Source organism: Pseudonocardia sp. P-1 (genome assembly GCF_058111925.1).
The window spans coordinates 1,506,083-1,529,052 of the sequence record NZ_CM176614.1; the positions used below are offsets into that span (position 1 = coordinate 1,506,083).

The 22,970-nt window shown below is 73.8% G+C and carries 26 protein-coding genes; 8 read left to right on the top strand and 18 right to left on the bottom strand.

The features are described from left to right. Nucleotides 1-4: 4 nt before the first annotated feature. Nucleotides 5-526, top strand: coding sequence for an amino-acid N-acetyltransferase (locus AC0GKK_RS07210; RefSeq protein ID WP_405418516.1), 522 nt, complete (start codon nt 5-7; stop codon nt 524-526). 2 nt (nt 527-528) lie between these two features. Here the strand turns inward: AC0GKK_RS07210 and AC0GKK_RS07215 are convergent, their stop codons facing one another. Beyond that, complete coding sequence (locus tag AC0GKK_RS07215) at nt 529-966, bottom strand: hypothetical protein (protein WP_489883445.1); 438 nt, start codon at nt 964-966, stop codon at nt 529-531. A 120-nt stretch (nt 967-1,086) separates the two neighbouring features. Here AC0GKK_RS07215 and AC0GKK_RS07220 point away from each other — a divergent pair, with 120 nt between their 5' ends. Further along, complete coding sequence (locus tag AC0GKK_RS07220) at nt 1,087-1,473, top strand: PadR family transcriptional regulator (RefSeq protein WP_412763222.1); 387 nt, start codon at nt 1,087-1,089, stop codon at nt 1,471-1,473. Here the strand turns inward: AC0GKK_RS07220 and AC0GKK_RS07225 are convergent. The 10 genes from AC0GKK_RS07225 to AC0GKK_RS07270 form a co-directional block, all read right to left on the bottom strand. Further along, nucleotides 1,388-1,687 carry a gas vesicle protein K gene (locus tag AC0GKK_RS07225; RefSeq protein ID WP_489883446.1) on the bottom strand — a complete coding sequence of 100 codons (300 nt, stop codon included), beginning with the start codon at nt 1,685-1,687 and terminating at the stop codon, nt 1,388-1,390. The two genes, AC0GKK_RS07220 and AC0GKK_RS07225, sit on opposite strands and share 86 nt — an antisense overlap. Next, the gene (locus AC0GKK_RS07230; protein ID WP_062401191.1) at nt 1,677-1,886 is read right to left on the bottom strand and encodes a gas vesicle protein; all 210 of its coding nucleotides are present in this window, start codon (nt 1,884-1,886) and stop codon (nt 1,677-1,679) included. The genes AC0GKK_RS07225 and AC0GKK_RS07230 overlap by 11 nt, the downstream gene beginning before the upstream one ends. Continuing rightward, nucleotides 1,883-2,626: a GvpL/GvpF family gas vesicle protein gene (locus AC0GKK_RS07235; RefSeq protein ID WP_208819469.1), complete on the bottom strand. Its 744-nt coding sequence runs from the start codon at nt 2,624-2,626 to the stop codon at nt 1,883-1,885. The genes AC0GKK_RS07230 and AC0GKK_RS07235 overlap by 4 nt, the downstream gene beginning before the upstream one ends. A 3-nt stretch (nt 2,627-2,629) precedes the next feature. Next, on the bottom strand, nt 2,630-3,175 hold the full coding sequence (locus AC0GKK_RS07240) for a gas vesicle protein (protein WP_455752473.1): 546 nt from the start codon (nt 3,173-3,175) through the stop codon (nt 2,630-2,632). Between the two features lie 9 nt (nt 3,176-3,184). Further along, complete coding sequence (gene gvpO / locus AC0GKK_RS07245; RefSeq protein WP_489883447.1) at nt 3,185-4,102, bottom strand: gas vesicle protein GvpO; 918 nt, start codon at nt 4,100-4,102, stop codon at nt 3,185-3,187. Between the two features lie 358 nt (nt 4,103-4,460). Then, nucleotides 4,461-4,703: a gas vesicle protein GvpG gene (locus AC0GKK_RS07250; protein WP_073578106.1), complete on the bottom strand. Its 243-nt coding sequence runs from the start codon at nt 4,701-4,703 to the stop codon at nt 4,461-4,463. Then, a complete protein-coding gene (locus tag AC0GKK_RS07255; protein WP_251784775.1) occupies nt 4,703-5,455 on the bottom strand; it encodes a GvpL/GvpF family gas vesicle protein in 753 nt (250 codons plus the stop codon). The genes AC0GKK_RS07250 and AC0GKK_RS07255 overlap by 1 nt, the downstream gene beginning before the upstream one ends. Then, nucleotides 5,452-5,841 (bottom strand): gas vesicle protein GvpJ, encoded by a 390-nt coding sequence (gene gvpJ / locus AC0GKK_RS07260; RefSeq protein WP_062401185.1) that lies wholly within the window; start codon nt 5,839-5,841, stop codon nt 5,452-5,454. The genes AC0GKK_RS07255 and gvpJ overlap by 4 nt, the downstream gene beginning before the upstream one ends. A gap of 36 nt (nt 5,842-5,877) precedes the next feature. Further along, nucleotides 5,878-7,155 (bottom strand): SRPBCC family protein, encoded by a 1,278-nt coding sequence (locus tag AC0GKK_RS07265; RefSeq protein ID WP_489883448.1) that lies wholly within the window; start codon nt 7,153-7,155, stop codon nt 5,878-5,880. Beyond that, complete coding sequence (locus tag AC0GKK_RS07270) at nt 7,148-8,035, bottom strand: hypothetical protein (RefSeq protein ID WP_489883449.1); 888 nt, start codon at nt 8,033-8,035, stop codon at nt 7,148-7,150. Before AC0GKK_RS07270 ends, AC0GKK_RS07265 begins: the two co-directional genes overlap by 8 nt. Before the next feature lie 483 nt (nt 8,036-8,518). Here AC0GKK_RS07270 and AC0GKK_RS07275 point away from each other — a divergent pair, with 483 nt between their 5' ends. Genes AC0GKK_RS07275 through AC0GKK_RS07285 form a run of 3 tightly spaced genes read left to right on the top strand, consistent with a single transcriptional unit; the run spans nt 8,519 to nt 10,227 of the window. Then, on the top strand, nt 8,519-9,379 hold the full coding sequence (locus AC0GKK_RS07275; RefSeq protein ID WP_489883450.1) for a helix-turn-helix domain-containing protein: 861 nt from the start codon (nt 8,519-8,521) through the stop codon (nt 9,377-9,379). Then, nucleotides 9,376-9,762, top strand: a complete 387-nt coding sequence (locus AC0GKK_RS07280) for a VOC family protein (protein ID WP_405418530.1) — start codon at nt 9,376-9,378, stop codon at nt 9,760-9,762. The genes AC0GKK_RS07275 and AC0GKK_RS07280 overlap by 4 nt, the downstream gene beginning before the upstream one ends. Nucleotides 9,763-9,765: 3 nt before the next feature. Then, nucleotides 9,766-10,227, top strand: a complete 462-nt coding sequence (locus AC0GKK_RS07285; protein WP_208819473.1) for a tRNA (cytidine(34)-2'-O)-methyltransferase — start codon at nt 9,766-9,768, stop codon at nt 10,225-10,227. Here the strand turns inward: AC0GKK_RS07285 and AC0GKK_RS07290 are convergent. Beyond that, nucleotides 10,220-11,080, bottom strand: coding sequence for a GntR family transcriptional regulator (locus AC0GKK_RS07290; protein ID WP_489883451.1), 861 nt, complete (start codon nt 11,078-11,080; stop codon nt 10,220-10,222). The genes AC0GKK_RS07285 and AC0GKK_RS07290 overlap by 8 nt on opposite strands. 95 nt (nt 11,081-11,175) lie before the next feature. Between AC0GKK_RS07290 and AC0GKK_RS07295 the strand changes: the two genes are divergently transcribed. Continuing rightward, nucleotides 11,176-12,327, top strand: coding sequence for an FAD-dependent monooxygenase (locus AC0GKK_RS07295; RefSeq protein WP_489883452.1), 1,152 nt, complete (start codon nt 11,176-11,178; stop codon nt 12,325-12,327). Between the two features lie 10 nt (nt 12,328-12,337). On the opposite strand, the gene AC0GKK_RS07300 is transcribed toward AC0GKK_RS07295, so the two are convergent. From AC0GKK_RS07300 to AC0GKK_RS07320, 5 genes are all read right to left on the bottom strand, one after another. After that, a complete protein-coding gene (locus AC0GKK_RS07300) occupies nt 12,338-13,252 on the bottom strand; it encodes a YceI family protein (protein WP_405418535.1) in 915 nt (304 codons plus the stop codon). A gap of 133 nt (nt 13,253-13,385) precedes the next feature. Further along, on the bottom strand, nt 13,386-15,977 hold the full coding sequence (locus AC0GKK_RS07305; protein WP_489883453.1) for an FtsK/SpoIIIE family DNA translocase: 2,592 nt from the start codon (nt 15,975-15,977) through the stop codon (nt 13,386-13,388). A 79-nt stretch (nt 15,978-16,056) separates the two neighbouring features. Then, on the bottom strand, nt 16,057-17,745 hold the full coding sequence (locus AC0GKK_RS07310) for a ribonuclease J (protein ID WP_208819522.1): 1,689 nt from the start codon (nt 17,743-17,745) through the stop codon (nt 16,057-16,059). 178 nt (nt 17,746-17,923) lie between these two features. After that, nucleotides 17,924-18,955, bottom strand: a complete 1,032-nt coding sequence (dapA, locus tag AC0GKK_RS07315) for a 4-hydroxy-tetrahydrodipicolinate synthase (RefSeq protein WP_405418536.1) — start codon at nt 18,953-18,955, stop codon at nt 17,924-17,926. A 40-nt stretch (nt 18,956-18,995) separates the two neighbouring features. After that, complete coding sequence (locus tag AC0GKK_RS07320; protein ID WP_208819483.1) at nt 18,996-19,622, bottom strand: TIGR03085 family metal-binding protein; 627 nt, start codon at nt 19,620-19,622, stop codon at nt 18,996-18,998. A gap of 166 nt (nt 19,623-19,788) precedes the next feature. Here AC0GKK_RS07320 and AC0GKK_RS07325 point away from each other — a divergent pair, with 166 nt between their 5' ends. Beyond that, nucleotides 19,789-21,102 (top strand): MFS transporter, encoded by a 1,314-nt coding sequence (locus tag AC0GKK_RS07325; protein WP_489883454.1) that lies wholly within the window; start codon nt 19,789-19,791, stop codon nt 21,100-21,102. A gap of 189 nt (nt 21,103-21,291) precedes the next feature. Continuing rightward, nucleotides 21,292-22,035 carry a Crp/Fnr family transcriptional regulator gene (locus AC0GKK_RS07330; protein WP_482636946.1) on the top strand — a complete coding sequence of 248 codons (744 nt, stop codon included), beginning with the start codon at nt 21,292-21,294 and terminating at the stop codon, nt 22,033-22,035. 39 nt (nt 22,036-22,074) lie between these two features. Here the strand turns inward: AC0GKK_RS07330 and thyX are convergent, their stop codons facing one another. Continuing rightward, nucleotides 22,075-22,839 (bottom strand): FAD-dependent thymidylate synthase, encoded by a 765-nt coding sequence (thyX, locus tag AC0GKK_RS07335; protein ID WP_346107521.1) that lies wholly within the window; start codon nt 22,837-22,839, stop codon nt 22,075-22,077. Nucleotides 22,840-22,970: the final 131 nt, after the last annotated feature.

Consider the following 22,970-nt stretch of genomic DNA (forward strand, 5'->3'; position numbering starts at 1 on the left):
TGCCGTGCCCGAGCCCGTCCCCGCCCCGGTTCCCGACGTGGTCGTCCGCCGTGCCCGCACCCGCGACGTCCGCCGGATCCGCGAGCTCGTCGACGAGTACGCGGGCACGGTGCTGCTGGCCAAGGAGACCGTGACCCTCTACGAGGCGGTCCCGGAGTTCCTCGTCGCCGAGGTCGACGGCACGGTCGTCGGCTGCGGCGCCCTGCACGTGCTCTGGGAGGACCTGGGTGAGATCCGCACGGTCGCGGTGTCGCCGTCGGTGCTGGGCCGCGGGGTCGGGCACCGCATCGTCGCCGCCCTGATCGACGGCGCGCGCGAGCTCGGGCTGGAGCGGCTGTTCGTGCTCACGTTCGAGAAGCAGTTCTTCGCCCGGCACGGCTTCGCCGAGATCGACGGGACACCGGTGTCGGCCGAGGTGTTCGCGGCGATGCTGCGCAGCTACGACGCCGGCGTCGCCGAGTTCCTCGACCTCGCCCACGTGAAGCCGAACACCCTGGGCAACGTGCGGATGCTGCTCACCCTCTGACCTCAGCCGGTGGCGGCCCTCACCGCCGCGACCACGGCCCACACCAGCGCGGCGACGATCGCGACGACCAGTGCCACCAGCAGCAGCACCGGCGCCAGCGCCACGACGACGCCGATCAGCACCTTCGCCGCGGTCCCGAGCGCGGCGAACCCGCCCTTGATCGCGCCCCACACCGGGTTGTCACCGCGGGCGAGGGCCTTGCCCGCCCCGAGCGCGGCGCCGAGACCGGGCCCGCCGTCGGCCGCCATCCGCTCCAGTGAGTCGGCCAGGCGGTCGACCTGGTCGCAGGCGAGCGCGGCGAGCCGGTCGACGAGTGCGGCCAGGAGCCGCTCCCCGGCGTCGCGCAGCTGCGTCGTCGGGTCGGGCGGCGCCGGCGGGGTCGCCGTGCGCGGCGCCCGGGCCTGCGGGACCGCGGGGGCCTCCTGTGTCGCGGTGCTCATCGGGTCCTCGCGGGTACGGCCATCACGATCGGTCCTCTCGGTTCCGGGTGTGTGTCGGTTTCCGCCCGCCCGGGCGGGGGAACGCTGCAGTTCGAGCCGACGAGCGGAGGGAGCGCGCCCATGCGGCCACCGGACCGGTCGACGCTGGACCTGCTGCTCCTCGGCGCGATCCACGACGCCCCCGGCGACGGGGCCGCGGTCCGCGACGCCGTGCTCGACCGGTCGGGCGGCGCGCTGGTCCTGTCGGCGGGCCCGGTGTACCGGGCACTGCACCGGCTCGAACGGAACCGGCTGGTGCGACGCCCGGCCGGCAGCCGCGGGTACCGGCTGACCCCGGGCGGGGAGCGGGTGCTGAGGTCGCGGACCCGCGAGTTCGAGGCGCACGTGCGGGCGGTGCGCGCGGTGCTGCCCGGCGGGGGTGTCACGAGCGGTGCCGGGGCAGCAGCGGACCGAGCGGGCCGAGCTCGAGGTTCAGGTCCGCCGCGGTCAGACCGAACTCCGCGGTGAGCTCGTCCATCGCCTCCTCGAGGTGCATGAGGGCGGTGCCGAGGTCCTCGACCTCGTCGTCGGTGAGGTCGCCCTGCTCGACACGGCGCAGCGCCTGGCGCTCCATGAGCTGACGCAGCAGCTCGACGATCGTCAGCACCAGCTTCATGAGGTCGCGGCGGACGGCGTCGCGGTCGATGTCGACCCGGCCGCCGGGACGCGGGTCAGGCGTCATCGGGCGGTTCCTCCCCCGCCTGCCGCCCGGCCGGGGCGATCGACACGATCAGCGCGCGCAGCGAGATGCGGATCAGGTCCACCCCGGCCAGCGAGACGGTGACGTCACCGGCCAGCACGACCCCGCCGGCGAGCAGCCGGTCCAGCAGGTCGACCAGCGCGACCTCGCGGTGGGCGAGGCCGGTCTCCCCCGTGCTCACCGCTCCTCCTCGACGAACGAGTACGGCACCCACGGCCCGGTGACCTCGACGGTGAGCCCGGCGCCGTCCGCGGCCCCCGTGACGGCGGCGCGCCAGGTGTCGCGGTCGGCGTCGTCGACCAGGTAGGCGCCGTTGAGGACCATCGGCTCGGTGCGTCCGGTCAGCGCGGGGGCGTGCAGCCGGTGCCGTCGCGTCGTCACCGCGGCCCGCGCCGCCGCCTCGTGCAGCCGTTGCGCCGCGGCGTGGGCGGCGTCGTCGTCACCCGCGACGCGGTCGAGCTCCCGGCGACGGCGGCGCAGGTACTCGGCCCCGGACGACGCCCGCCCGGCGTCACGGCCCTCCGGCCGCGGCGTGGCGTAGGCCTTCACGCCCCACTCGGTGCGGCCCCGGAGCCGGTCCAGGACCTCGGCGAACGCGGTGTGCCGTTCGGTCAGCACGGCGCGGACCCGGTCGTCGTCGCGGTAGACCGTCGCGAGGGCGAGCGGCGCGACGACGGTGCGCGCACCGAGCGCGTCGACGACGGCGTGGTGCTCCCGCGCGGTGGTCGCCAGCCAGGTCAGGTCCTCCAGCCGGGCGGTCAGGGCGCTCTCGCCGAAGTCGGACTCGGGGACGGTGCCGGTGGCGGCCCAGAGCGCGTCGCCGCCGGTCACCGTGTGCACCGGGCGGCCGCCGATGCCCGTGAGCCCGGCCAGGTCGGGCGGGGCCGCGTCGCCCACGGCGTAGACGTAGGTCAGGTCCACGGCTCAGTCCTTCCCGCGTGCCGGGCGACGGGTGGTGGTCGTGCGGCGCCGCCGGGTGGCGGCGGGGCGGGTGCGACGCGGTGGGGCCTCGGGTCCGTCCTCGTCCCGGTCCGCGACGGCCCGGTCGATCGACCTCTCGACGGCGGCGTCGTCGGCCCGGGCCGACTCCCCGTCGGGACCGTCGTGGGTGTCGTCGGACGGCGTGGACCGCTCGTCGGCGGGGAGCAGGCGTTCGAGGCGCTCCACCCGGTCACGCAGCCGTGCGTTCTCCTCCTCCAGCTCGTCGCGGCCGCCCGACAGCGTCGGGTCGCGCTCCCACCAGTCGATGCCCATCTCCTTGGCGCGGTCCACCGAGGCCACGACCAGGCGGATCTTGATGGTCAGCAGCTCGATGTCGAGCAGGTTCACCTGGATGTCGCCGGCGATGACGATGCCTTTGTCCAGGACGCGCTCGAGGATGTCGGCCAGGTCGGTGCCCGACTGCCGGGGTGGTTGCTCGGTGCGCCGCTGCGGCGCACCGGGGCTGCTCCAGCGGACGGCGTCGCTCATGGTCCTCCCTCAGTCGTCGTCGCCGCGGCCGCGCGGGTAGCGCCGGACCCGCTGGTACGACATCAGCTCGGCCTCGTCGTCGAGCTCGGCCTCGTAGACGGCGAGGACGTCGGAGGAGTCGGGGATGCGCTCGGTCTCGACGACCTCGACACCGACCAGCCAGCTGTCGTCCTGCCTGCGGACGAACGTGACCCCCTCCGGTGCGCGGCCGGTCATCTCCACGATCTGTTCGACGGCGGCGCGGGCGGCCGCGCGGGCGCCGATGCGACGCCGGGGTGGGTCGGGTCGCTCCTCCGGCTCCTCGTCCTCGGAGTCCCCGGGCTCCTCGTCCTCCGTCACCTCGTCGTCCGGTCCCTCGTCCTCGGGGAAGTCGTCCTCGTCGGAGCCGTCGTCCTCGTCGGAGCCGTCGTCCTCGTCGGAGCCGTCGTCTTCGTCGGAGCCGTCGTCCTCGTCGGAGCCGTCGTCCTCGTCGGAGCCGTCGTCCTCGTCGTCGGCACCGAGCTCGTCCGCCATCGGCTCGGGCTCCTCCTCCTCCTCGGACTCGGGATCGGGATCGGGCTCGTCGACGTCGAGATCGGACTCCCGGTCGTCCCCGGTGTCGGTGTCGGCCCCGTCGCCGGGCCGGACCTCGTCCCCGGTCCCGTCGTCGGCCCCGGTGTCGTCCAGGACCTCCTCGTCCTGGTCGCCCACCGGCTCCCGGTCCGGCTCGTCGCGGCCGGCGCGTCCCCGCCGCGGGCCTCCGCCCGCCGGGCGACGCCGCCGCTGCGGGGGCTGCTCCTCCGTGTCGTCACGGCGACGTCGTGGCGTCGCCGAGGCCCGGTCGCCGTCGCGGGGCCGGGTGCGGCGCGCGGGCCGCTCCCGGGTCGCACCGTCGTCGCCGGACCGGCGACGACGGGCGAGCTCGTCCCCGGCGGAGCGACGACGCACCGGCCGCTCGCCGGTGTCGCGACGCCGCTCGGACCCGCCGTCGGGTGCACCGCGTCCGTCCCGCGCCGACGGCGCGTCGGCCGCCCGGTCGTCCGCGGTGTCGGAGCGGCGGCGCGACGACCCGCCGTCGGCCCGACGGGGCCGCCGGGGCGGTGGCCCCCCGTCCGCCGAACGGCGGCGCGGCGCGGCGTCGTCGTCCCCCGACCGGCGGCGGGGCGGGTCCTCCCCGTCCCGCGACCGACGCGGCGGAGCCTCCCCCGCCCGTCGCCGCACCGGAGCCTCCGATCCGTCCCGCCGACGGGCCGGCTCTCCCGACCTGCGACGACGCGGTCGCTCGTCGGACGGCCGGTCCTCCGGCTCAGCCACGGCCGTCCCCCGGTCGCCCCGTCAGCCGGGCCAGCAGGACCTCCTGACGCGCGTCGCGGTCGGCCTCGGAGATCTCCCCCTGCTCGTAGGCCCGTTCGACCTCGTCGATCTGCCGGCGCACCGCGACCGGGTCGTAGAGCCGGGCATGGGCCTGGTCCTGCAGCTGCTCCCCCACCCAGACGACGCCGCGCAGCGGTGCGAGCGGCAGCCCGAGCAGGCCGCGCAAGAGCCCCATCAGCCCTCGGCCTCCGGTGGTTCGGGCAGGAAGTCGTACGGTGCGACCGGGCCGATCAGGCGCAGCCGCACCCGCTCGTCCCACTCGTCGCCGAGCGCGTCGACGGCCTGCTCGAAGTCGCCGACCCGGTCGCGGTGCACCAGCAGCGCCAGCTCGACGGCGCCGTCCTCGGCGGCGGGCTCCTTCACCGACGTCGCGACCGCGAACGGGCCCAGCCGCTCCACGGCGAGGTCCGCGTCGTCGGACCGGATGCGCTCGACGTGGCCCGCGATCGCCTCACCGAGCCGGATGCGCTCGTAGTACGTGGCGTCCGGGTCCTTGCCGCGCACGGCCTCACCGAGCTGCTGGATCTCCGGGTCGGCCTCGACGATGCCCGCCACCAGGCGGTCGGAGTCGTAGCGGCCGGTCAGCACGAACTGTCGGCAGCCGTCGAGCTGCTCCAGCGCCCAGGCGAAGTAGTCCTGGTGCGCGGCGAGGAGCTCGTCGACGACGGCGCGGTCGTCGTCGACGACGCCGCCGAACCGCATCGGCAGCACGGTCGTGCTCCCGGCCAGGGTGTTCACGGTGCGCTCGTGGGCCAGGAGGTCCTCGCGGCTGCCCAGCGGGGCGTCGCGCGGGACGTCGCTGACGACTGCGGCGAGCCGCCCGTGGTCGATCACCGCCACCTCCTCACCGCCGCCGACGGGGGTCAGCCCCTCGGGCAGGTCGATGTCGGCGGCGACGACGGCGTAGACGTAGGTCGCGCTGCTCACCCGCTCTTCTCCTTCCGCGAGCGACGCTCACCCCGGAGGTCGTCGAACTTCTCCTTGCCCGCCTCGATCACTCCTTTGGTGGCTCCTTTCGAGACCCCTTTCGAGCCGCCCTCCGAGATGCCGCTGACGACCTCGCCGAGGTCCTTGCCGCCCTTCTGGTGCAGGTCGAGGCGGTTGGTGGCCTCCGCGAACCGCAGGTAGGTGTCCACACTGGCGACGACGATGCGGGCGTCGATCGTGACGAGCTCGATCCCGACCAGCGACACCTTCACGAAGATGTCGATGACGAGACCCTTGTCCAGGATCAGGTCGATGACCTGGGCGAGGTCGCCCTGCGGGGCGCGGTCGACCCGGCCGCCGCCCCCCTGTCGATGGCTGACGGTCACGGTGTCCGTCCCTCCGTTCGCAGGTGCCGGGCCGGGTCAGGCACGGGAGCCCGCCGTGCGACGGCGACGGCTCCCGGCCCGTCGGCCGCCGTCCTCCTCCGGCTCGGGCTCCTCGGCCTCGGCCTCCTCCGGCTCGGCGTCGTCGTACTCGGGGTCGTCGTACTCGGGGTCGTCGTACTCGGGGTCGTCGTACTCGGCGTCGTCGTACCCCGGGTCGGGCTCGTCGGCCGGTTCCTCGTCCACGGCCCCGTCGTCGGCGAGGTCGTCCTCGTCGAGGTCCTCCTCCGCGTAGTCGTCGTCCTCGACCGGTTCCTCGTCGGCGAGGTCGTCGTCCTCAGCGAGGTCGTCGTCGTACTCGGCGTCCTCGTAGTCGTCGTCGTACTCGGCGTCCTCGTCGTCGTCGTACTCGGCGTCCTCGTCGTCGTACTCGGCCTCGCGCTCTTCCTCGAGCCCCTCCTCGTGGGTCTTGACGACCTCGCTGTCGCGGATCTCCCCGCGCCAGCCCTCCAGCTCCTCGCGATTGAGCAGGGTCTCGACCATCACGTGCCGGCCGTAGTGCTTGAACTCCAGCCGGGCCCGGCGGCCGACGGCGCGCCAGATGTTGCCGGTCTTCTCGAACAGGCCGACCGGGTAGTACTCGAGGATCAGCACGACGCGGGTCAGGTTCGGCGCGAGTTCGTGGAACGACACGCACCCGTTGGCATAACCCTTGGCACCCTGCGAACGCCAGATGATGTGGGTGTCCGGAATCTGCTCGATGATCGTCGCGCTCCAGGTGCGCTTCGACCAGAACACCTGGGCCTTCCAGTTCGTCTTCTCGTCGGACTCCTGGTCGACCGACTGCACCTTCTTCATGAAGGTCGAGAAATCCGCGAACTGCGTCCACTGGTCGTAGGCGACCCGCACCGGGACACCGACGTCGAGGTGCTCGACGATGTTCATGAACTTGAACTTGCCGCGGCCCCCGCCGGAACCACCGCCGCCGGAGCCGCCCTCGGAGTCCTCGGAGTCGTCGCCGCCGAGCCCGACGGCCCCCATCACCTTGTCCTTGACGGCCGAGAACCCGCCCTTCACCGCGTTCGTCACCGGATTGCCCCCCTCCTCCGAGCCACCCCCGCCGAGGGCCGCGCCCAGACCCGTCCCGCCGTTCTCGGCGACGCCCGTCAGCCGCTCGGTGAGTCCCTCCACCTGGTTCATCGCGGCGCCGACCGCACGGTCGGCGGCCGCCTTCAACAGCAGCTGCCCGGCCTGTTTCAGGCGGTCGGTGGGCAGTTGGTCCAGCACCGAGGTGCTGCCGTCCCGCTCCTCAGCCATCGGCCCGCGCCTCCGACTTCTTCGTCGCACGCCCGCCCGAGCGCGGCGCCCGGCCGTTGCGCGAGCCGCCCTTGCCCGACGACCCCGAGGACGACGAGGACGACGACTCGGAGCTGCGGCCCGAGGAGGACCGCGCGGTCCGCCGGGCCGGGGCCGCGCGGCCCTCGGAGTCGGAGTCGGAGTCCGACGACGACCGGCTCGACGATCCCGCACGTCCCGACGACGACCCCGAGCCCGACGACCGTGCGGTCCGCCGGCGCGGGGGGTCCTCGGAGTCGGCGTCGGCCGACCGCGGACGGCGCGCCTTCGACGTCGTGCCCGCGACCGCCCGGCCCGCTCCCCGCGTCGCCGACCCGGCCGCGCGGGTGGTGCCCTTCGCGGCCCGGCCGACCACCGGAGCCTCCCCGGCGGCGTCGGTCGTGTCCCCGACGGCGTCGGTCGCGCCCTCCGCGGTGTCCCCGGCGGCACCGGCGGCAGCACCGGCGCCCTCGACGGCCGCACCGGCCGCGTCACCGGTCTTCTCCACACCCGCCCCGGCGGCGTCACCGGCGGCGCCGGCGACCTCCTCGACCGGCCTGCCGAGGTTCTCGACCCGCTCGACGAGCGAGTTGGTCAGCGCCTCGAGCCGGTTGCCGGCCGCGGACACCGCGGCCTGTTTGCCCGCCTCGAACAGCCGGCCGCGCACGGCGTCGGACAGCCGGGTCAGCTCCGGCGACCCCGCCACCACCTTCGACGCCTGCGACACGACTCCGGCAGGCGTCAGATTCAGCTTCCGCCCGGCGAGCGCACCCCCGAGCATGATCGCCAGCTTGGCCTTCTTCGTTCTTCCCAGCACATAGCCGCCGACGACGGCCATTCCGATCTTGGAGGCGTTACTCATGACCCCGTCCCTCTCCATTGAGCGATTACCGGACAGCACCCCGGAACGCCCCGCGTTCCCCACTCCGAATCGGAACCATGACACACCACGAACCGATCTGCCTCCCCCGACGAATACGGACCGGGAGATCTCACAATTCCGATCTTGCCGACCCGGTGTCATTTCGATCTCCAGAGAGATCGAATGGACATGGGATCGATTAAGGAAATGTTTCGTCCGAACGGAGCGATTGGGCGACGACCGCCCTAAGATCCATTCCGTGAAGAGCCCTGTCCACTACGACGGACGGCCGCGTGCGACAACCGCTCACTTTTCGGCCCAGCGGCCGTTCTCAGGATCGCCGGGCACCCCCGGTGGACCCCCGTCGACCGTTCGACGAACGACCGCGGAACACCTGGCGGCACGGGCGCGTCCGGGCGTCGCCGACGATCGTCCGTTCCGGACTCCCGGCCTCCCCGTCCCGGCGGCGCTACCCTGGCCCGTATGTCCGACGGGGCCCGGCGCTGGCGTCCCTCCGTCCGCCTGCGCCCGCTCGTGTCCGGGATCTGGTGCTGGTCCTCCCCCGCGGGTCCGGCGGGGACGCACCAGGGCGTGTCGAGCGCCCACCTGACCGTCGTGCTCTGCCTGGACGGTGCGGTCGACCTGCTCGCCGCTCCGGATCCGCGGCGCGGCCCGGGCCGGTTCGCCGCCTCGGCAGCCGGCCTGCACGCCGCACCCGCGGTGCTCGCGACCGGCCCCCGGCAGGCCGGGATGCAGCTGGAGATGACCTGGCGCGGGGCCCGCACGCTGCTCGGACTGCCCGCCGGCGAGCTGGCCGGCGACGTCGTCGACCTCGCACTGCTCCTCCCCGGCCTGGACACCCTGCTGGACCGGCTGCGCGCCGAGCCGGGGTGGGCCGGGCGCTGCGCGCTGCTCGACGCCGCACTGTGCGCCGTCGCCGACGCCCGGGACCGTCCGGGCGACGCGCCGCCGGAGGTGGTGCGCGCCTGGGAGCTGCTGGCCCGCAGCGGCGGGACCGCGCGCGTCGCGGACGTCGCGGGGGAGGTCGGCTGGTCGCAGCGCCACCTCGGTGAGCGGCTGCGACGCGAGACCGGGCTCGCGACGAAGACCGCGGCACGGGTCATCCGGTTCGAGCGGACGTGCACGCTGCTGCGCCGCCCGTCGGCTCCCCCGCTCGCCGAGCTGGCCGCGATCTGCGGCTACGCCGACCAGCAGCACCTGGCCCGCGACTTCCGCGACCTGGCGGGCACCACCGCGTCGACCTGGCGGGCCGAGCGGGTCCGGCCGGCGGCTCCGATTCGTCCACGACCGCGGAGCCCGTCCCCGGCACCCTCGCACCCATGAGCGACCTGCCCGGCCTCTGGCCCAGCCTGTCCAGCCCCGACCCGCGCGCCCTGGTCACGTTCCTGACCTCGGCGCTGGACTTCACCGAGCGCGCCGTCCACACCGGCGACGACGGCACGATCGTCCACGCCGAGCTGGTGCGCACGGGGTCCACCGGTGCCCCCGGCGGCGTGATGCTCGGCCCCGCCCACGACGGGTGCCGCCCACCCGGCGGCGCGGCCGTCCACCTCGTCTGCGACGACCCGGACGCCCTGTTCGCCCGCGCCGTCGCGGCCGGTGCCACCGTCGTGCACGCGCCCTTCGACGCCGACTACGGCAGCCGCCTGTTCGAGATCGCCGACCCGGACGGCAACCACTGGAGCGGGGGCACCTGGTACGAGTAGCGCGTGGTCCGCCTCGCCCTGCACACCCCGGAGATCCCGCCGAACACCGGCAACGCGATCCGGCTCGCCGCGAACACCGGCGCCGAGCTGCACCTGGTCCGGCCGCTCGGCTTCTCCCTCGACGAGCGCTCGGTTCGCCGGGCCGGGCTCGACTACGCCGACCTCGCCGAGGTCGTCGTGCACGACGACACGGCCGCGTTCGCCGGCTGGGTGCGCGCCGCGGGGGCCCGGGTGTTCGCGTTCGTGCCGGGCGCGCCGGTCCGCTACACCGACGTCGCCTACTCCGACGGGGACGTGCTGCTGTTCGGCCGCGAGTCGACCGGGCTGCCGCCGGAGGTGGCGGGCGCGGACTGGGTGACGGGCACGGTGGCGCTGCCCATGCGGCCGTCGAACCGCTCGCTGAACCTGGCCAACGCCGCCGCCGTCGCCGTCTACGAGGCGTGGCGGCAGCAGGGGTTCAGCTGATCCCGTCGAGGAACCGGGCGATCCCGGTGTCGAGGACCCGCTGCAGGTCGTAGGGGTGGTCCCCGATCCGGCGCAGCGCGGGCCCGCCGTGGCGCCGCAGCGCGGTGCGCAGCCCGGGGTCGTGGTCGGCCCAGGTGTCGGCGTCGACGCCGGTGTCGGCCTGCGCCTCCTGCTCCGCGGCCAGGGTCAGCGCCATCCCCCGCACGAACCCGGTCAGCGCCAGGTGCAGGTCGAACCGCTCCACCGGGTCGGCGACGACCTCCTCCAGCGCGGCGAGCTCGAACTCGGCGAAGCGCAGCAGCGACGGCAGCGCCTGCGGACGGGACAGCGACAGCACCCGCGCGAGCCACGGGTGCCGCCGGTGCACCCGCCACTGCGCGTGCACCGCCCCCTCCAGCCGGGCCCGCCACGGCCCGTCGGCCGGGGGCAGCACCAGCTCGGCGAACGCCGCCTCGAGCATCGCGAGCAGCAGCTCGTCGCGGCTGCGGACCAGCCGGTACAGCGACATCGTCGGCACGCCGAACGCACCGGCGAGGCGGCGCATGGACAGTGCGGCCAGGCCCTCGTCGTCGGCGATGCCGATCGCGGTCCGCACCAGCCGGTCCGTGTCCGGCGGCCGCACCGGACCCGGGTGTCCCGCCGGCCCGGCGACGACGGAACCGACCCGGGCCGTCGTGTGCAGCACACCCTCCTCGCGCAGCCGGGTCAGCGCCCGGGCGGCGGTGGACATCGCGACGCCGTGCTCGGCCACCAGCGCGCGCACCGACGGCGCACGGTCCCCGGGGCGCAGGTCGCCCGCCTCGATGCGGGCGCGCACCGCGGCCGCGACCCGGTCCGTCGGCGACCCGTCCACCGCACCTCCCTGTACCACCTGTACCGCTACAGGCCAGGCGTCGTCCCAGCTCGTGAGGTCATGGTGATCTCGTACACCGTACCGAGGGAGGACGCATGACCGACATCCTGATCAGCGGGGCCGGCATCGCCGGGGCGACACTCGCGTGGTGGCTGCGGCGGCACGGGTTCCGGCCCGTCGTCGTCGAGTCGGCGCCGGGACCGCGGCCCGGCGGGCAGGCCGTCGACGTCCGGGGGCCCGCGCTGACCGTCGTCGACCGGATGGGGCTCGGAGCCGCGCTGCGGGCCGCACGCACCGCGATGGACGGCATGTCCCTGGTCGACGAGGACGGCACCGAGGTCTTCCGCAGTACCGAGGTGACGCTCACCGGCGGGCCGGTCGCGAGCGACGACGTCGAGATCCTCCGCGACGACCTCGCCGCCCTGCTCACCGGCGCGCTCGACGGCGTCGAGCACCGGTGGGGCGACCGCGTCGTCGCCCTCGACCCGGACCCGGCGGGCGGTACCCGGGTCCGCTTCGCGTCCGGCACCGAGGAGCACTACGACGTCGTGGTGGGCGCCGACGGCCAGCACTCCGGCGTCCGGCGCCTGGCCCTGGGCCCCGACGACGACGGCCGGCTGGTCCCCCTCGGCCAGCACGTCGCCGTGTTCACCCTGCCCAACACCTTCGAGCTGAGCCGCTGGCAGGTGTTCCTGCAGCGCCCCGACGCGATGGCCGGGCTCTACACCGCCCGCGACGACACCGAGGTCCGGGTGATGCTCGGCTTCTCCGACCCGGACGCCACCTACCACCACCGCGACCTCGGGGCGCAGCGCGCCCTGGTGGCGCGGCACTTCGCCGGCGGCGGCTGGTGGCTGCCCGAGCTGCTCGCCGGCATGACCCGCGCCGAGGACCTGTACCTCACCCCGGTCACCCAGGTGCGGCTGCCGGTCTGGTCGCGCGGTCCGGTCGCGCTCGTCGGCGACGCCGCCTGGTGCCCCACGCTGCTGTCCGGCCTGGGCACGACGCTGGCCGTGGTCGGCGCCTACGTGCTGGCCGGCGAGCTCGCGCGCTCCAGCGGCGACCCCGGGCCTGCGGCCGCCGCCCACGAGCGGCGGATGCGCGGCTGGGTGGAGGCGAACCAGGAGCTGGCGCTGACCAACGCCGCACGCGTCCGGGAGCTGACCGCCCCGGACGCCGCCGCTCCCGGGCTCGCCGAGCACTGGGCCGCGACCGCCGCCACGGCCCTCACGCTCCCGGAGTACTGAGCACCGGAGGTCAGGACTGCCGGATCGCCTGCACGTCGAGCTGGATCTGGATCGTCGACCCGACCACGGGCAGTCCCTTGGCGATGGTCTGCTGCCAGTTGAGCGTGTAGTGCTCGCGGTGCAGCTGGGTGGTGGCCACCGCGCCGACCCGGTCACCGTTCCACTCCGCGGTGCCCAGGAACGTGGTGTCCAGCGAGACGTCGCTGGTGAGGCCGTGCAGCGTGAGGTCGCCGTCCACGGTCCACCGGTTCCCGCCGTGCGCGACGAAGCGCACGCTGGAGAAGCGCAGTTCGGGGAAGCGTTCGACGTCCAGGAAGTCGGCCGAGCGCAGGTGCGTGTCGCGGGCTGCGACATTGGTGTCGACGCTGGCCGCGTCGATCACGACGTCCACCGAGGACTCCTCGAACGGCTCGGCGATCCGGATCTGCCCCTGTAACCGGTTGAACCGGCCGTACACCTTGGACATGCCGATGTGCCGGGCGACGAAGCGCACCGAGCTGTGGTCGCCGTCGATCACGAAGACGCCGGGGCGCGGCGGGCGCAGCGCCGGGTCCTCGCCGAGGACGATGTGGCCCATGTCGGCGTGCTCGCCCCAGGACACCTCGACGACGTCGGTGACCTGCTGGTAGCCGCCCGCCTCGACGCGCACCCGGTACCGGCCGGGCATCAGCGACGCGGCGAACCGGCCGAACGGGTCGGTCTCGACGTACACCGCACGCCGGTCGGCGGGGTCCATCACGGACACCTCGGTACCGGCCAGGGCACCGCCCTGCTGGTCGCGGACCTGGCCGGACAGCACTCCGCCGGTCAGCGGAATCGGGACGAGCGCGTGCCGGTCGGTGGTGCCCCGCGCCGGGCGACGACGGTCCTTCTTCCTCCAGAACACCAGCCAGAACCTCCCCTGCCCGGCGACGACGGGCAGCACGACGTACGGTCGCCGGCCGGCGACCCCTGGTCACTCTGGCACGAACGTGACCGTTCCGTTAACCCGTCGGCCCGAAAAGTCGATCACCGACGGTGTCGGGATCATCACCGCCCCGCAGCCGTCACCCGCGGCGTCACTCGTCGTCGTCGGCGATCTCGCCGCCGTCGGCGGTCCCGCCGCCGCGGATCAGGAGGAGAGCACCCTCCAGCTCGTCCGGCTTGACCAGCACGTCGCGGGCCTTCGAGCCCTCCGAGGGGCCGACGATGTTGCGGGTCTCGAGCAGGTCCATCAGCCGGCCCGCCTTCGCGAACCCGACCCGCAACTTGCGCTGCAGCATCGAGGTCGACCCGAACTGCGAGCTGACGATCAGCTCGGTGGCCTGCAGCAGCAGGTCGAGGTCGTCACCGATGTCGGCGTCGATCTCCTTCTTCTCGCCGGCCTTCTGCGCGGTGACGCCCTCGGTGTAGCTGGGCTCGGCCTGCTCCTTGGTGAACGCGACGACCTTGGAGATCTCGTCGTCGTCGACGAAGGCGCCCTGCATGCGGACCGGCTTGCCGGCGCCCATCGGCAGGTAGAGCGCGTCGCCCATGCCGATCAGCTTCTCCGCGCCCGGCTGGTCGAGGATGACCCGCGAGTCGGTCAGCGACGACGTCGCGAACGCCAGCCGGCTCGGGACGTTGGTCTTGATCAGACCGGTGACGACGTCCACCGACGGCCGCTGGGTCGCCAGGATCAGGTGGATCCCGGCCGCACGCGCCTTCTGTGTGATCCGGACGATCGCGTCCTCGACGTCGCGCGGCGCGGTCATCATGAGGTCGGCGAGCTCGTCGACGATGCACATGATGTACGGGTAGGGCCGGTACACCCGCTCGGACCCGGGCGGGGCGGTGATCTCCCCGGTGCGGACCTTGCGGTTGAAGTCGTCGACGTGGCGGACCCGGTTGGCCTGCATGTCCTGGTAGCGCTGCTCCATCTCCTCCACCAGCCAGGACAGCGCCGCGGCGGCCTTCTTCGGCTGGGTGATGATGGGCGTGATCAGGTGCGGGATGCCCTCGTAGGGCGTCAGCTCGACCATCTTCGGGTCGATGAGGATCATCCGGACCTCGTCCGGCGTGGCCCGCGTCAGCAGCGACACCAGCATCGAGTTGACGAAGCTGGACTTACCGGAACCGGTGGAGCCCGCGACCAGCAGGTGCGGCATCTTAGCCAGGTTCGCGACGAGGTAGTGGCCCTCGATGTCCTTGCCCAGGCCGATGCCCATCGGGTGCTGCTCGGCGCGGGCGTTGCCCGAGCGCAGCACGTCGCCGAGGCGGACCATCTCGCGGTCGGTGTTGGGCACCTCGATGCCGACCGCGGACTTGCCGGGGATCGGCGCGAGCAGCCGCACGTTGTCGTTGGCGACGGCGTAGGCGAGGTTGCGCTGCAGCTGGGTGATCTTCTCGACCTTCACCGCCGGGCCGAGCTCGATCTCGTAGCGGGTGACCGTCGGGCCGCGGGTGAAGCCGGTGACCTGCGCGTCGACGTTGAACTGGTCGAGGACCCCGGTGATCGCCTCGATCATCGCGTCGTTGGCGGAGCTGCGCGACTTCGGCGGCGGCCCGGACTCCAGGGTGTCCGCCGGCGGCAGGATGTACTCGGTGTCGGACTGCGGCTCGCGGATCGCCATCGAGAGCTGCTCTCCCTCGAGCGGCTCGTCCGCGACCTGCGGCGTCTCGACGACGGGCTTGCGCGGCTTCGTCGCCGGCGGTGCGGCCGCGGCGGGGACGGCGGCGGGGGCCTCCTCGTCCGGGACCCCGGGCAGCGACGGGTCCACCGGGGCCGGGGCGTGCTCGCCCTCCTCCGTCCGGAACGCGTCGGCCTCCGCGGCCCCCTGCCTGCGCCGCGCCGGGCGCCGCTTCTTCGGGGCCTCCGCGGCGTCCCCGGCCTGCCCGTCCCGCTCGGCGACGGCGTCGGCCACCGTGCGCGGGCGGCCCGCGCCGGTGTCCTCCTCGTCGTCCTGCTCGGGCGGCAGCTGTCCGGTGAGCCTGCGGAAACGGTCCGGCAGCTCCCGCACCGGGATGCCGGTGACCAGCAGGACCGAGTACAGCGTCAGGAGGACGAGAACGGGGACGGCCGTCCACAGGCTGAGCCCGGCCTTCAGCGGGGTCCCCGCGACGTAGCCGACCGCGCCGCCCGCGCCGCGCCAGGCGTCGGGCTCGGCGGGCGCTCCGGCGCCCAGGTGCACCAGCCCGAGCACGCCGAGGGCGAGCAGCAGGCTGCCGGTCACGATCCGCGGCCGGGCCTCCGGGTGCCCCTCGGTGGTGACCAGCACGATGCCGATGCCCAGCAGGATCGCCGGCAGCGCCACGCCGGCCTGGCCCATCACCGCCTGCACGAGGAAGGTGAACCAGTAGCCGACCGAGCCGCCCGCCTGCCACCACAGCCCGGCGGCGGCGATGACGGCGAGCACGAGCATGCCGAAGCCGACGCCGTCACGGCGGTGCGCGGGGTCGATCTCGCGGGTGCGCCCGACCGCCCGTCCGGAGGCGCGGACGGTCTTCGCCACGCCCCGGCCGACCGCGTCGATCCCGCGGTCGACCAGGTCCGGGCCCTGGCGCCGGGCCGGTGGCCTGCGGCCTGCCGACGGGCGCTTGCGGGCGGTGGACGCGCGCGAGCCCGACCGCCCCGAGCCGCGGCCCGCGGCCGCAGTCGTGGTGGTCCTGCCCGTGCCCGTGCGTCCCGCCATGTCACACACGGTAGCCCGGTTCGGTGATCGAACCGGGGACCGACGCGGGTGTGGAGGGGTCGACGACCCCTCCACACACTCAGACGGCGATGACCGTGGGGACGATCATGGGGCGGCGGCGGTAGGTGTCCGACACCCAGCGGCCGACGACGCGCCGCACGCCCTGGGCGATCCGGTGCGGGTCGGTGACGTTCTCGTTCTCCAGCCGGGACAGCTCGTCCTCGACCAGCGACTGGGCGGCGTCGAGCGCCTTGGGGTCGTCGGAGAACCCGCGGCCGGACAGCGTCGGACGCGACAGCGCACGGCCGGTCTTGTGGTCGATCGCCACGTTGATCGCGATGAAACCGCCCTCGCCGAGCGCGATGCGGTCACCGAGAGTGGTCTCGCCCACGTCACCGACCGACAGCCCGTCGACGTAGACCTGCCCGACCTCGACCCGGCCGGTGATCGCCGCGCGGCCGTCGACGAGGTCCACGACCACGCCGTTCTCCGCGATGACCACCGACTCCTCGGGCACCCCCGTGCGACGCGCGAGCGCGGCGTTGGCCCGCAGGTGGCGCCACTCCCCGTGCACCGGCATGACGTTCGACGGGCGCACCGCGTTGTAGAGGAACAACAGCTCGCCGGCCGGGGCGTGCCCGGAGACGTGCACCTTGGCGTTGCCCTGGTGCACGACGGTCGCGCCGAGCCGGGTCAGCCCGTTGATCACGCCGAACACGGCGGTCTCGTTGCCCGGGATCAGCGAGCTGGCCAGGATGATCGTGTCGTCCGGACGGATCGTGATGCTGCGGTGGTCCCCGCGCGCCATCCGGGACAGCGCGGCGAGCGGCTCTCCCTGCGATCCGGTGGAGACGAGCACCAGCTTCTCGTCGGGCAGGCGCATCGCCTCGTCGATGTCGACGAGCAGCCCGTCGGGGATGTTCAGCAGCGAGTGGTCGTCGGCCAGGCCCATGTTGCGGACCATCGAGCGCCCGGTCAGGCACACCTTGCGGCCGTGCGCGTGCGCGGCGTCGAGCACCTGCTGGACGCGGTGCACGTGGCTGGCGAAGCAGGCCAGGATGATCCGCGACGGCGCCCGGCGGACCAGGTCGGAGATGACCGGCCCGATGTCGGCCTCGGGGGTGACGAAGCCCGGCACCTCGGCGTTGGTGGAGTCGACCAGGAACAGGTCGACGCCCTCCTCGCCCAGCCGGGAGAACCCGCCCAGGTCGGTGAGCCGCCCGTCGAGCGGGAGCTGGTCGAGCTTGATGTCGCCGGTGTGCAGCAGCAGCCCGGCGGGCGTGCGGATCGCGACGGCGACGGCGTCGGGGATCGAGTGGTTGACCGCGAAGTACTCGCAGTCCCACCCGCCGTGGGACACCCGGTCGCCCTCCTTGATCTCCTGCAGGTGCGGGGTCAGGCGGTGTTCCTTGCACTTGGCCGCGACCAGGGCGAGCGTGAACCGGGACCCGACGACGGGGATGTCCGGGCGCATGCGCAGCAACCACGGCACGGCACCGATGTGGTCCTCGTGGCCGTGGGTCAGCACGAGCGCGTCGATGTCGTCGAGGCGGTCCTCGATGGTCCGGAAGTCGGGCAGGATCAGGTCGATGCCCGGCTCGGAGTCGGACGGGAACAACACGCCGCAGTCGACCACGAGCAGCCGGCCCTCGTACTCGAAGACGGTCATGTTGCGACCGACCTCGCCGATGCCGCCGAGCGCGTAGACGCGCAGGCCACCCCGCGCGAGGGCGGGTGGCGGGGCGTCCGGGAGCTCCGGGCGCTCGATGTCCTCCGGCGGTGCGGAGAGCGTCCGGCCGGGCCGGTTGCGTCGGTCGTTGCGCTGGGGACTCACAGGGGTTCGTGCCTCACATGGGTTCGTGTTCTCTGGTTCGTGTTCTCGGGGCCCGCCCGGGTGCGGAGCCGGCTCGTGCTCAGGTGCGGTACGGATGCTCCGTTCGCTCCGCTCACGTTCGGTGGTACGCGACCTCGGCGCCGATGTCGGCTGCGGTGCGTCCGCCCAGGGCACCGTGGCCGGGCTGGTAGGCGGGGGCGTTCGGGCGGGCCTGCGGGTCCAGCGCCACCCCGGCGACGGCGAGGTCGCCGGCGATCGCCGCGACCTGGTCCTCGGTGGCGGGCGGCAGCGGCAGCCGGGTGTCGCCGACGTCGATGCCGCGCAGCCGCAGTGCCGTCTTGGCGAACACCGCGCCGCCGACCCGGCCCATCCCGCGGATCACCGGGAGCATCGCGTAGTGCAGCGCACGGGCCCGCTGGTGTTCACCGGCGTGGTAGGCGTCGATCATGGCGCGCAGCCGGTCGGCGACGACGTGGCCGATCACGCTGACGAAACCGACCGCCCCGACCGAGAGCCACGGCAGGTTCACCGGGTCGTCGCCGGAGTAGTAGGCCAGCGTGGTCGTGGCGAGCACCTCGGTGCCGACCCGCAGGTCGTTGCGTGCGTCCTTCACCGCGACGATGCGCGGGTTCTGCGCCAGGCGCTGGAAGGTGTCGACATCGATGCCGATCACGCTGCGCGGCGGGATGTCGTAGAGCATCACCGGCAGGTCGCCAGCGTCGGCGACGGCGGTGAAGTGGGCGAGCAGTCCCTCCTGCGGCGGCCGCGAGTAGTACGGCGTCACCACGAGCAGTCCGTGCGCACCGGCGCGCTCCGCGCTGCGGGCCAGCTCGATCGAGTGCGCGGTGTCGTAGGTGCCCGCCCCGGCGACGATCGTCGCCCGGTCCCCCACCGCCGACACGACGGCGCGGATCAGCTCCGACTTCTCGGTGTCCGACGTCGTCGGTCCCTCACCGGTCGTGCCGTTGACGACCAGCCCGTCGTTACCGAGATCGACCAGGTGGTTCGCCAGCTCCTCGGCCTTCGCCAGGTCCAGCTCGCCGTCGGCGTCGAACGGCGTGACCATCGCGGTCAGCACCTCGCCGAACGGTCGGCGCGGCGGGTGCTGCTGCCCGCCGGGGGCGGGATCGGGACCGGTGCTCATGACTGGTGACGGTACCGCCCGGAGGACCGGCGGTTCCCGGTCACATGCCGGACGGGGCACCCCGGTAGGCCTCCACGTCGGCGGGCAGACCGGTCACCTCCACCCGCGCGGCGTCCCGGCCGAAGGCGTGCAGCACGAGCTCGGCGGGCTCACCGGTCACCGTGACCACGCCGAACCCGGTCGCGACGACCTGGGTCGCGCCCTCCGGACGGGCCAGGACCAGGCCGACCGGGCTGCGCCGGAACAGCAGCTTCGCCTGGTTCGCGAGCAGGTTCCACAGCTGCCCGTCACGCTCCGGGTCCGACGGGCGGGGCTCCCAGCCGGGCTCCCCGCGGCGCAGGTCCTCGTGGTGGACGAAGAACTCGGCACCGTTGGCGATCTCGTCGACCTTGCCGACCTTGAACGGCGACCACGCGGGCGGCCCCTTGCGCAGGTCGTCGATCATGTTCGGCCAGGCCGCGGACGCGTAGCCGTCCATCGCCTTGTCGGTCATGCCCGACAGCGCGGGCACCACGATCCCCGCGGCGTTCCACGGCTGCCGCTCGCGCACCAGCAGGTGGGTGAGCAGGTCCCGGGCGTTCCACCCCTCGCACAGCGTCGGGCGGTCGGGGCCCGAGCGTTCGAACTCGGCACACAGGGCGGCACGTTCGGCGGTGGCAAGGCTCACCGCCCCCAACCTAGTCCGGCCCGCTCCGGGCCGCACCGCGCGACGAACGGTCGACAAACGGCTGACGGAACGCAGGCCATCTGTAGCCGGTGATACAGATCTCACCCTTCCGTGTCCCGATACTCCGATCCGTCCCACTCCATGCTTCTCGACGGGGAGAACACACGTGACGAACGCTGTCGCCACGCAGCCGCCGCGGTCGATGCGCAAGATCGCACTCGCGAGCATGACCGGCACGGTCATCGAGTTCTACGACTTCTTCATCTACGGCACCGCCGCGGCCCTGGTGTTCAACAAGGTCTTCTTCCCCGAGCTCGGGGCGGCGGCCGGTACCGCCCTCGCCCTGGCCACCTTCGGCGTCGCGTTCGTCGCGCGCCCGTTCGGGTCGATCCTGTTCGGCCACTTCGGCGACCGGCTCGGCCGCAAGGGCACGCTGGTCACCACGCTGCTGCTGATGGGGTTCTCGACGCTGGCCATCGGCCTGCTGCCCACCACCGGCACGATCGGCGTCCTCGCGCCGATCCTGCTCGTGGTGCTGCGCATCCTGCAGGGCCTCGCCGTCGGCGGCGAGTGGGCCGGTGCCACGCTGCTGACCGCGGAGAACGCCCCGACCAAGGCGCGGGGCAAGTACGCCCTGTTCCCGCAGCTCGGCCCGTCGGTCGCGTTCGCGCTGGCCTCGGCGACCTTCCTGGTCACCGCGCTCACCATGAGCAACGAGGCGTTCCTCACCTGGGGCTGGCGCATCCCGTTCATCGGGTCGGTGCTGCTCGTCGCGGTCGGGCTCTACGTCCGCCTCGCGCTGGAGGAGACCGCCACGTTCAAGAACAGCGGCCCGGTCTCGACCAGGCTGCCGGTCACGGAGGTCTTCACGACCCGGACCGCCGCGGTGTTCCTCGGCGCCGGCTCGACGACCGCCGTGTTCGCCTTCTTCTACATCGGCGTCACCTACCTGACCAGCTACGGCACCCAGCAGCTCGAGCTCCCGCGCACCTCGGTGCTGGCCATGGGCATCGTCGGCGGCCTGGTCTTCGCCCTGACGACGATCGCCTCCGCGATCCTGTCCGACCGGGTCGGACGCCGGAAGATGGTCGTGGGCGGCAACATCGCCTCGGTCGCGGCCGGCCTGCTCGCGTTCCCGATCATCGACATCGGCACCGTGTGGTCGTTCGGTCTCGGCCTGTCGCTGGTGCTCGGCGTCGTCGGCATCGCCTACGGCCCGATCGGCGCCCAGCTCCCGGAGCTGTTCCCGACCCGCTTCCGCTACACCGGCGCCGGGATCGCCTACAACCTCGCCGGCGTCTTCGGCGGCGGCGTGGTCCCGCTGTTCGCCGCGGCGCTGGCCGCGTCGACGCTGGGCAGCCTCGGCATCGGCCTGCTGCTCTCGGCGGTCTCGCTGATCAGCCTGCTCTGCACGCTGGCCCTGCCGCAGACCGACGCGGACTCCCTCGCCGAGCAGGACGCACAGCTCGCGGCCGCCTGACCGGCCACCGGTGCGGCCCGTCCGGGCGGGCCGCACCGCACCCCACCCGGTGCCGGCGGCCGCCGGCCGGCACCCCCGGACCCGACGGCCCGGACGCACCCCTCGGCGTCCGGGCCGTCCACCTACCCGCAGGCGCCCGAGCCCGCTACCGTCCGGACGGACCAGCGGCGACGGCCGGGAGGCGGGACCATGAGCAGCGGCGCGGCACGGCGGCCCGACGGCACCGTGCGCGCGCTGCCCGCCCCCGACCCCGACGACCACCCGGTCTCACCGTTCCTGACCGCCCCGTGGACGTCGCTGACCTCGCGGATCGCGCAGCTGGGCAGCCCCCGCCACTACGCCCGCGGCGAGCACGTCTACACCCAGGGCCAGCTGTCGTCGCGGTTCCACCTCGTCGTGTCCGGGCGGGTCCGGATCTACCTGCACCGGCCCGACGGCTCGGAACGCTCCCTGGCCTACGCCGAGCCCGGCGCCAGCCTCGGCGAGGCGGCCTGCGTCGACGGACGGCCGCGGCACCTCGCCTCGGTCTGCACCCGGCCGTCGGAGATCGTCTCGGTGACCCGCGACGCGTTGCTGACCGCCGCCCGCGACGAGCCGGAACTGCTGCTGGAGATCACCCGCCGGATCGCCTACAAGCAGCGGGTCATGCAGCTGCACGTGCTCATCGAGGGGCTGCCCGCCCGCGAGCGGATCATCCTGCTGCTCGGCCACCTGGTGGAGGCCTACGGCGAGATCGCACTCGACGAGGTGGCCCGGCTGTCGATCCGCCCCGCCGTCGACGAGCTGGGGCTGCTCGTGGGGCTCACCCGGGTCACGACCAGCCGGGAGCTGTCCCGGCTGGTCGCGGAGGGTCTGCTGGAGAAGGAGGGACGCGGGTTCGTCGTGCGGGACCTGCCGGACCTGCGACGACGGGTGCACGCCGTCCTGGCCTGAGCCGGTCCCCGGCTCCGATGCCCGCTCGGCGAGCCTCGCTCAGCCCTCGGCCACCAGCGGGCTGGAGGCGATCTCGGTGCCGTCGGCGAGGGTCTGGATCTGGAAGTCCGCGAACACGTTCGGCACCTCGGCCTGCAGCTGGCGCAGGCACTCGACGGCGAGGTTGCGGATCTCGACGTCGGCGGCCTCGGAGGCGCGCATCGCGATGAAGTGCCGCCACGCCCGGTAGTTCCCGGTGACGACGATCTTGGTCTCGGTGGCGTTCGGCAGCACCGACCGCGCGGCCTGGCGGGCCTGCTTGCGCCGCAGCGTGCCGTTCGGCACGTCGGCGAAGCGCGCCTCCAGACCCTCGAGGAGCCTCTCGTAGGAGGCGAGCGCGTCGGCCGAGGCCTGCAGGAACAGCTCGTGCAGCTCCGGGTCCTGGGCGATGACGTCGGGCTCGACCATCGCGGCGTCACGCTCGGGGACGTAGCGCTGCGAGAGCTGGGAGTAGGAGAAGTGGCGGTGCCGGATCAGCTCGTGGGTCAGGGAGCGCGAGATGCCGGTCAGGTAGAAGCTGACCGAGCCGTGCTCGAGGACCGAGAGGTGCCCGACCTCGAGGATGTGGGCGATGTAGCCGGCGTTGGTCGCGGTGCGCGGGTTCGGCTTGGTCCACGACTGGTAGCAGGCGCGGCCGGCGAACTCGGCCAGCGCCTGGCCGCCGTCGGCGTCGGTGGACCACGGGACGTCCGCGGGCGGGGTGAACTCGGTCTTCGCGACGAGCTGCACGGTCAGCGGGACGGTCTTCGGCGCGGTCTCCGGCATGCCGCGAGGGTAACGACCGGCGTCCCCGGCACCCGCCGGGCCCCGCGCCCGCACCCACGGTGGCGGCCGCGGCACCCCCGGTGCCCTGCGACGTCGCCATCGACGCCACGAACGGGTAGCGTGATGTCACC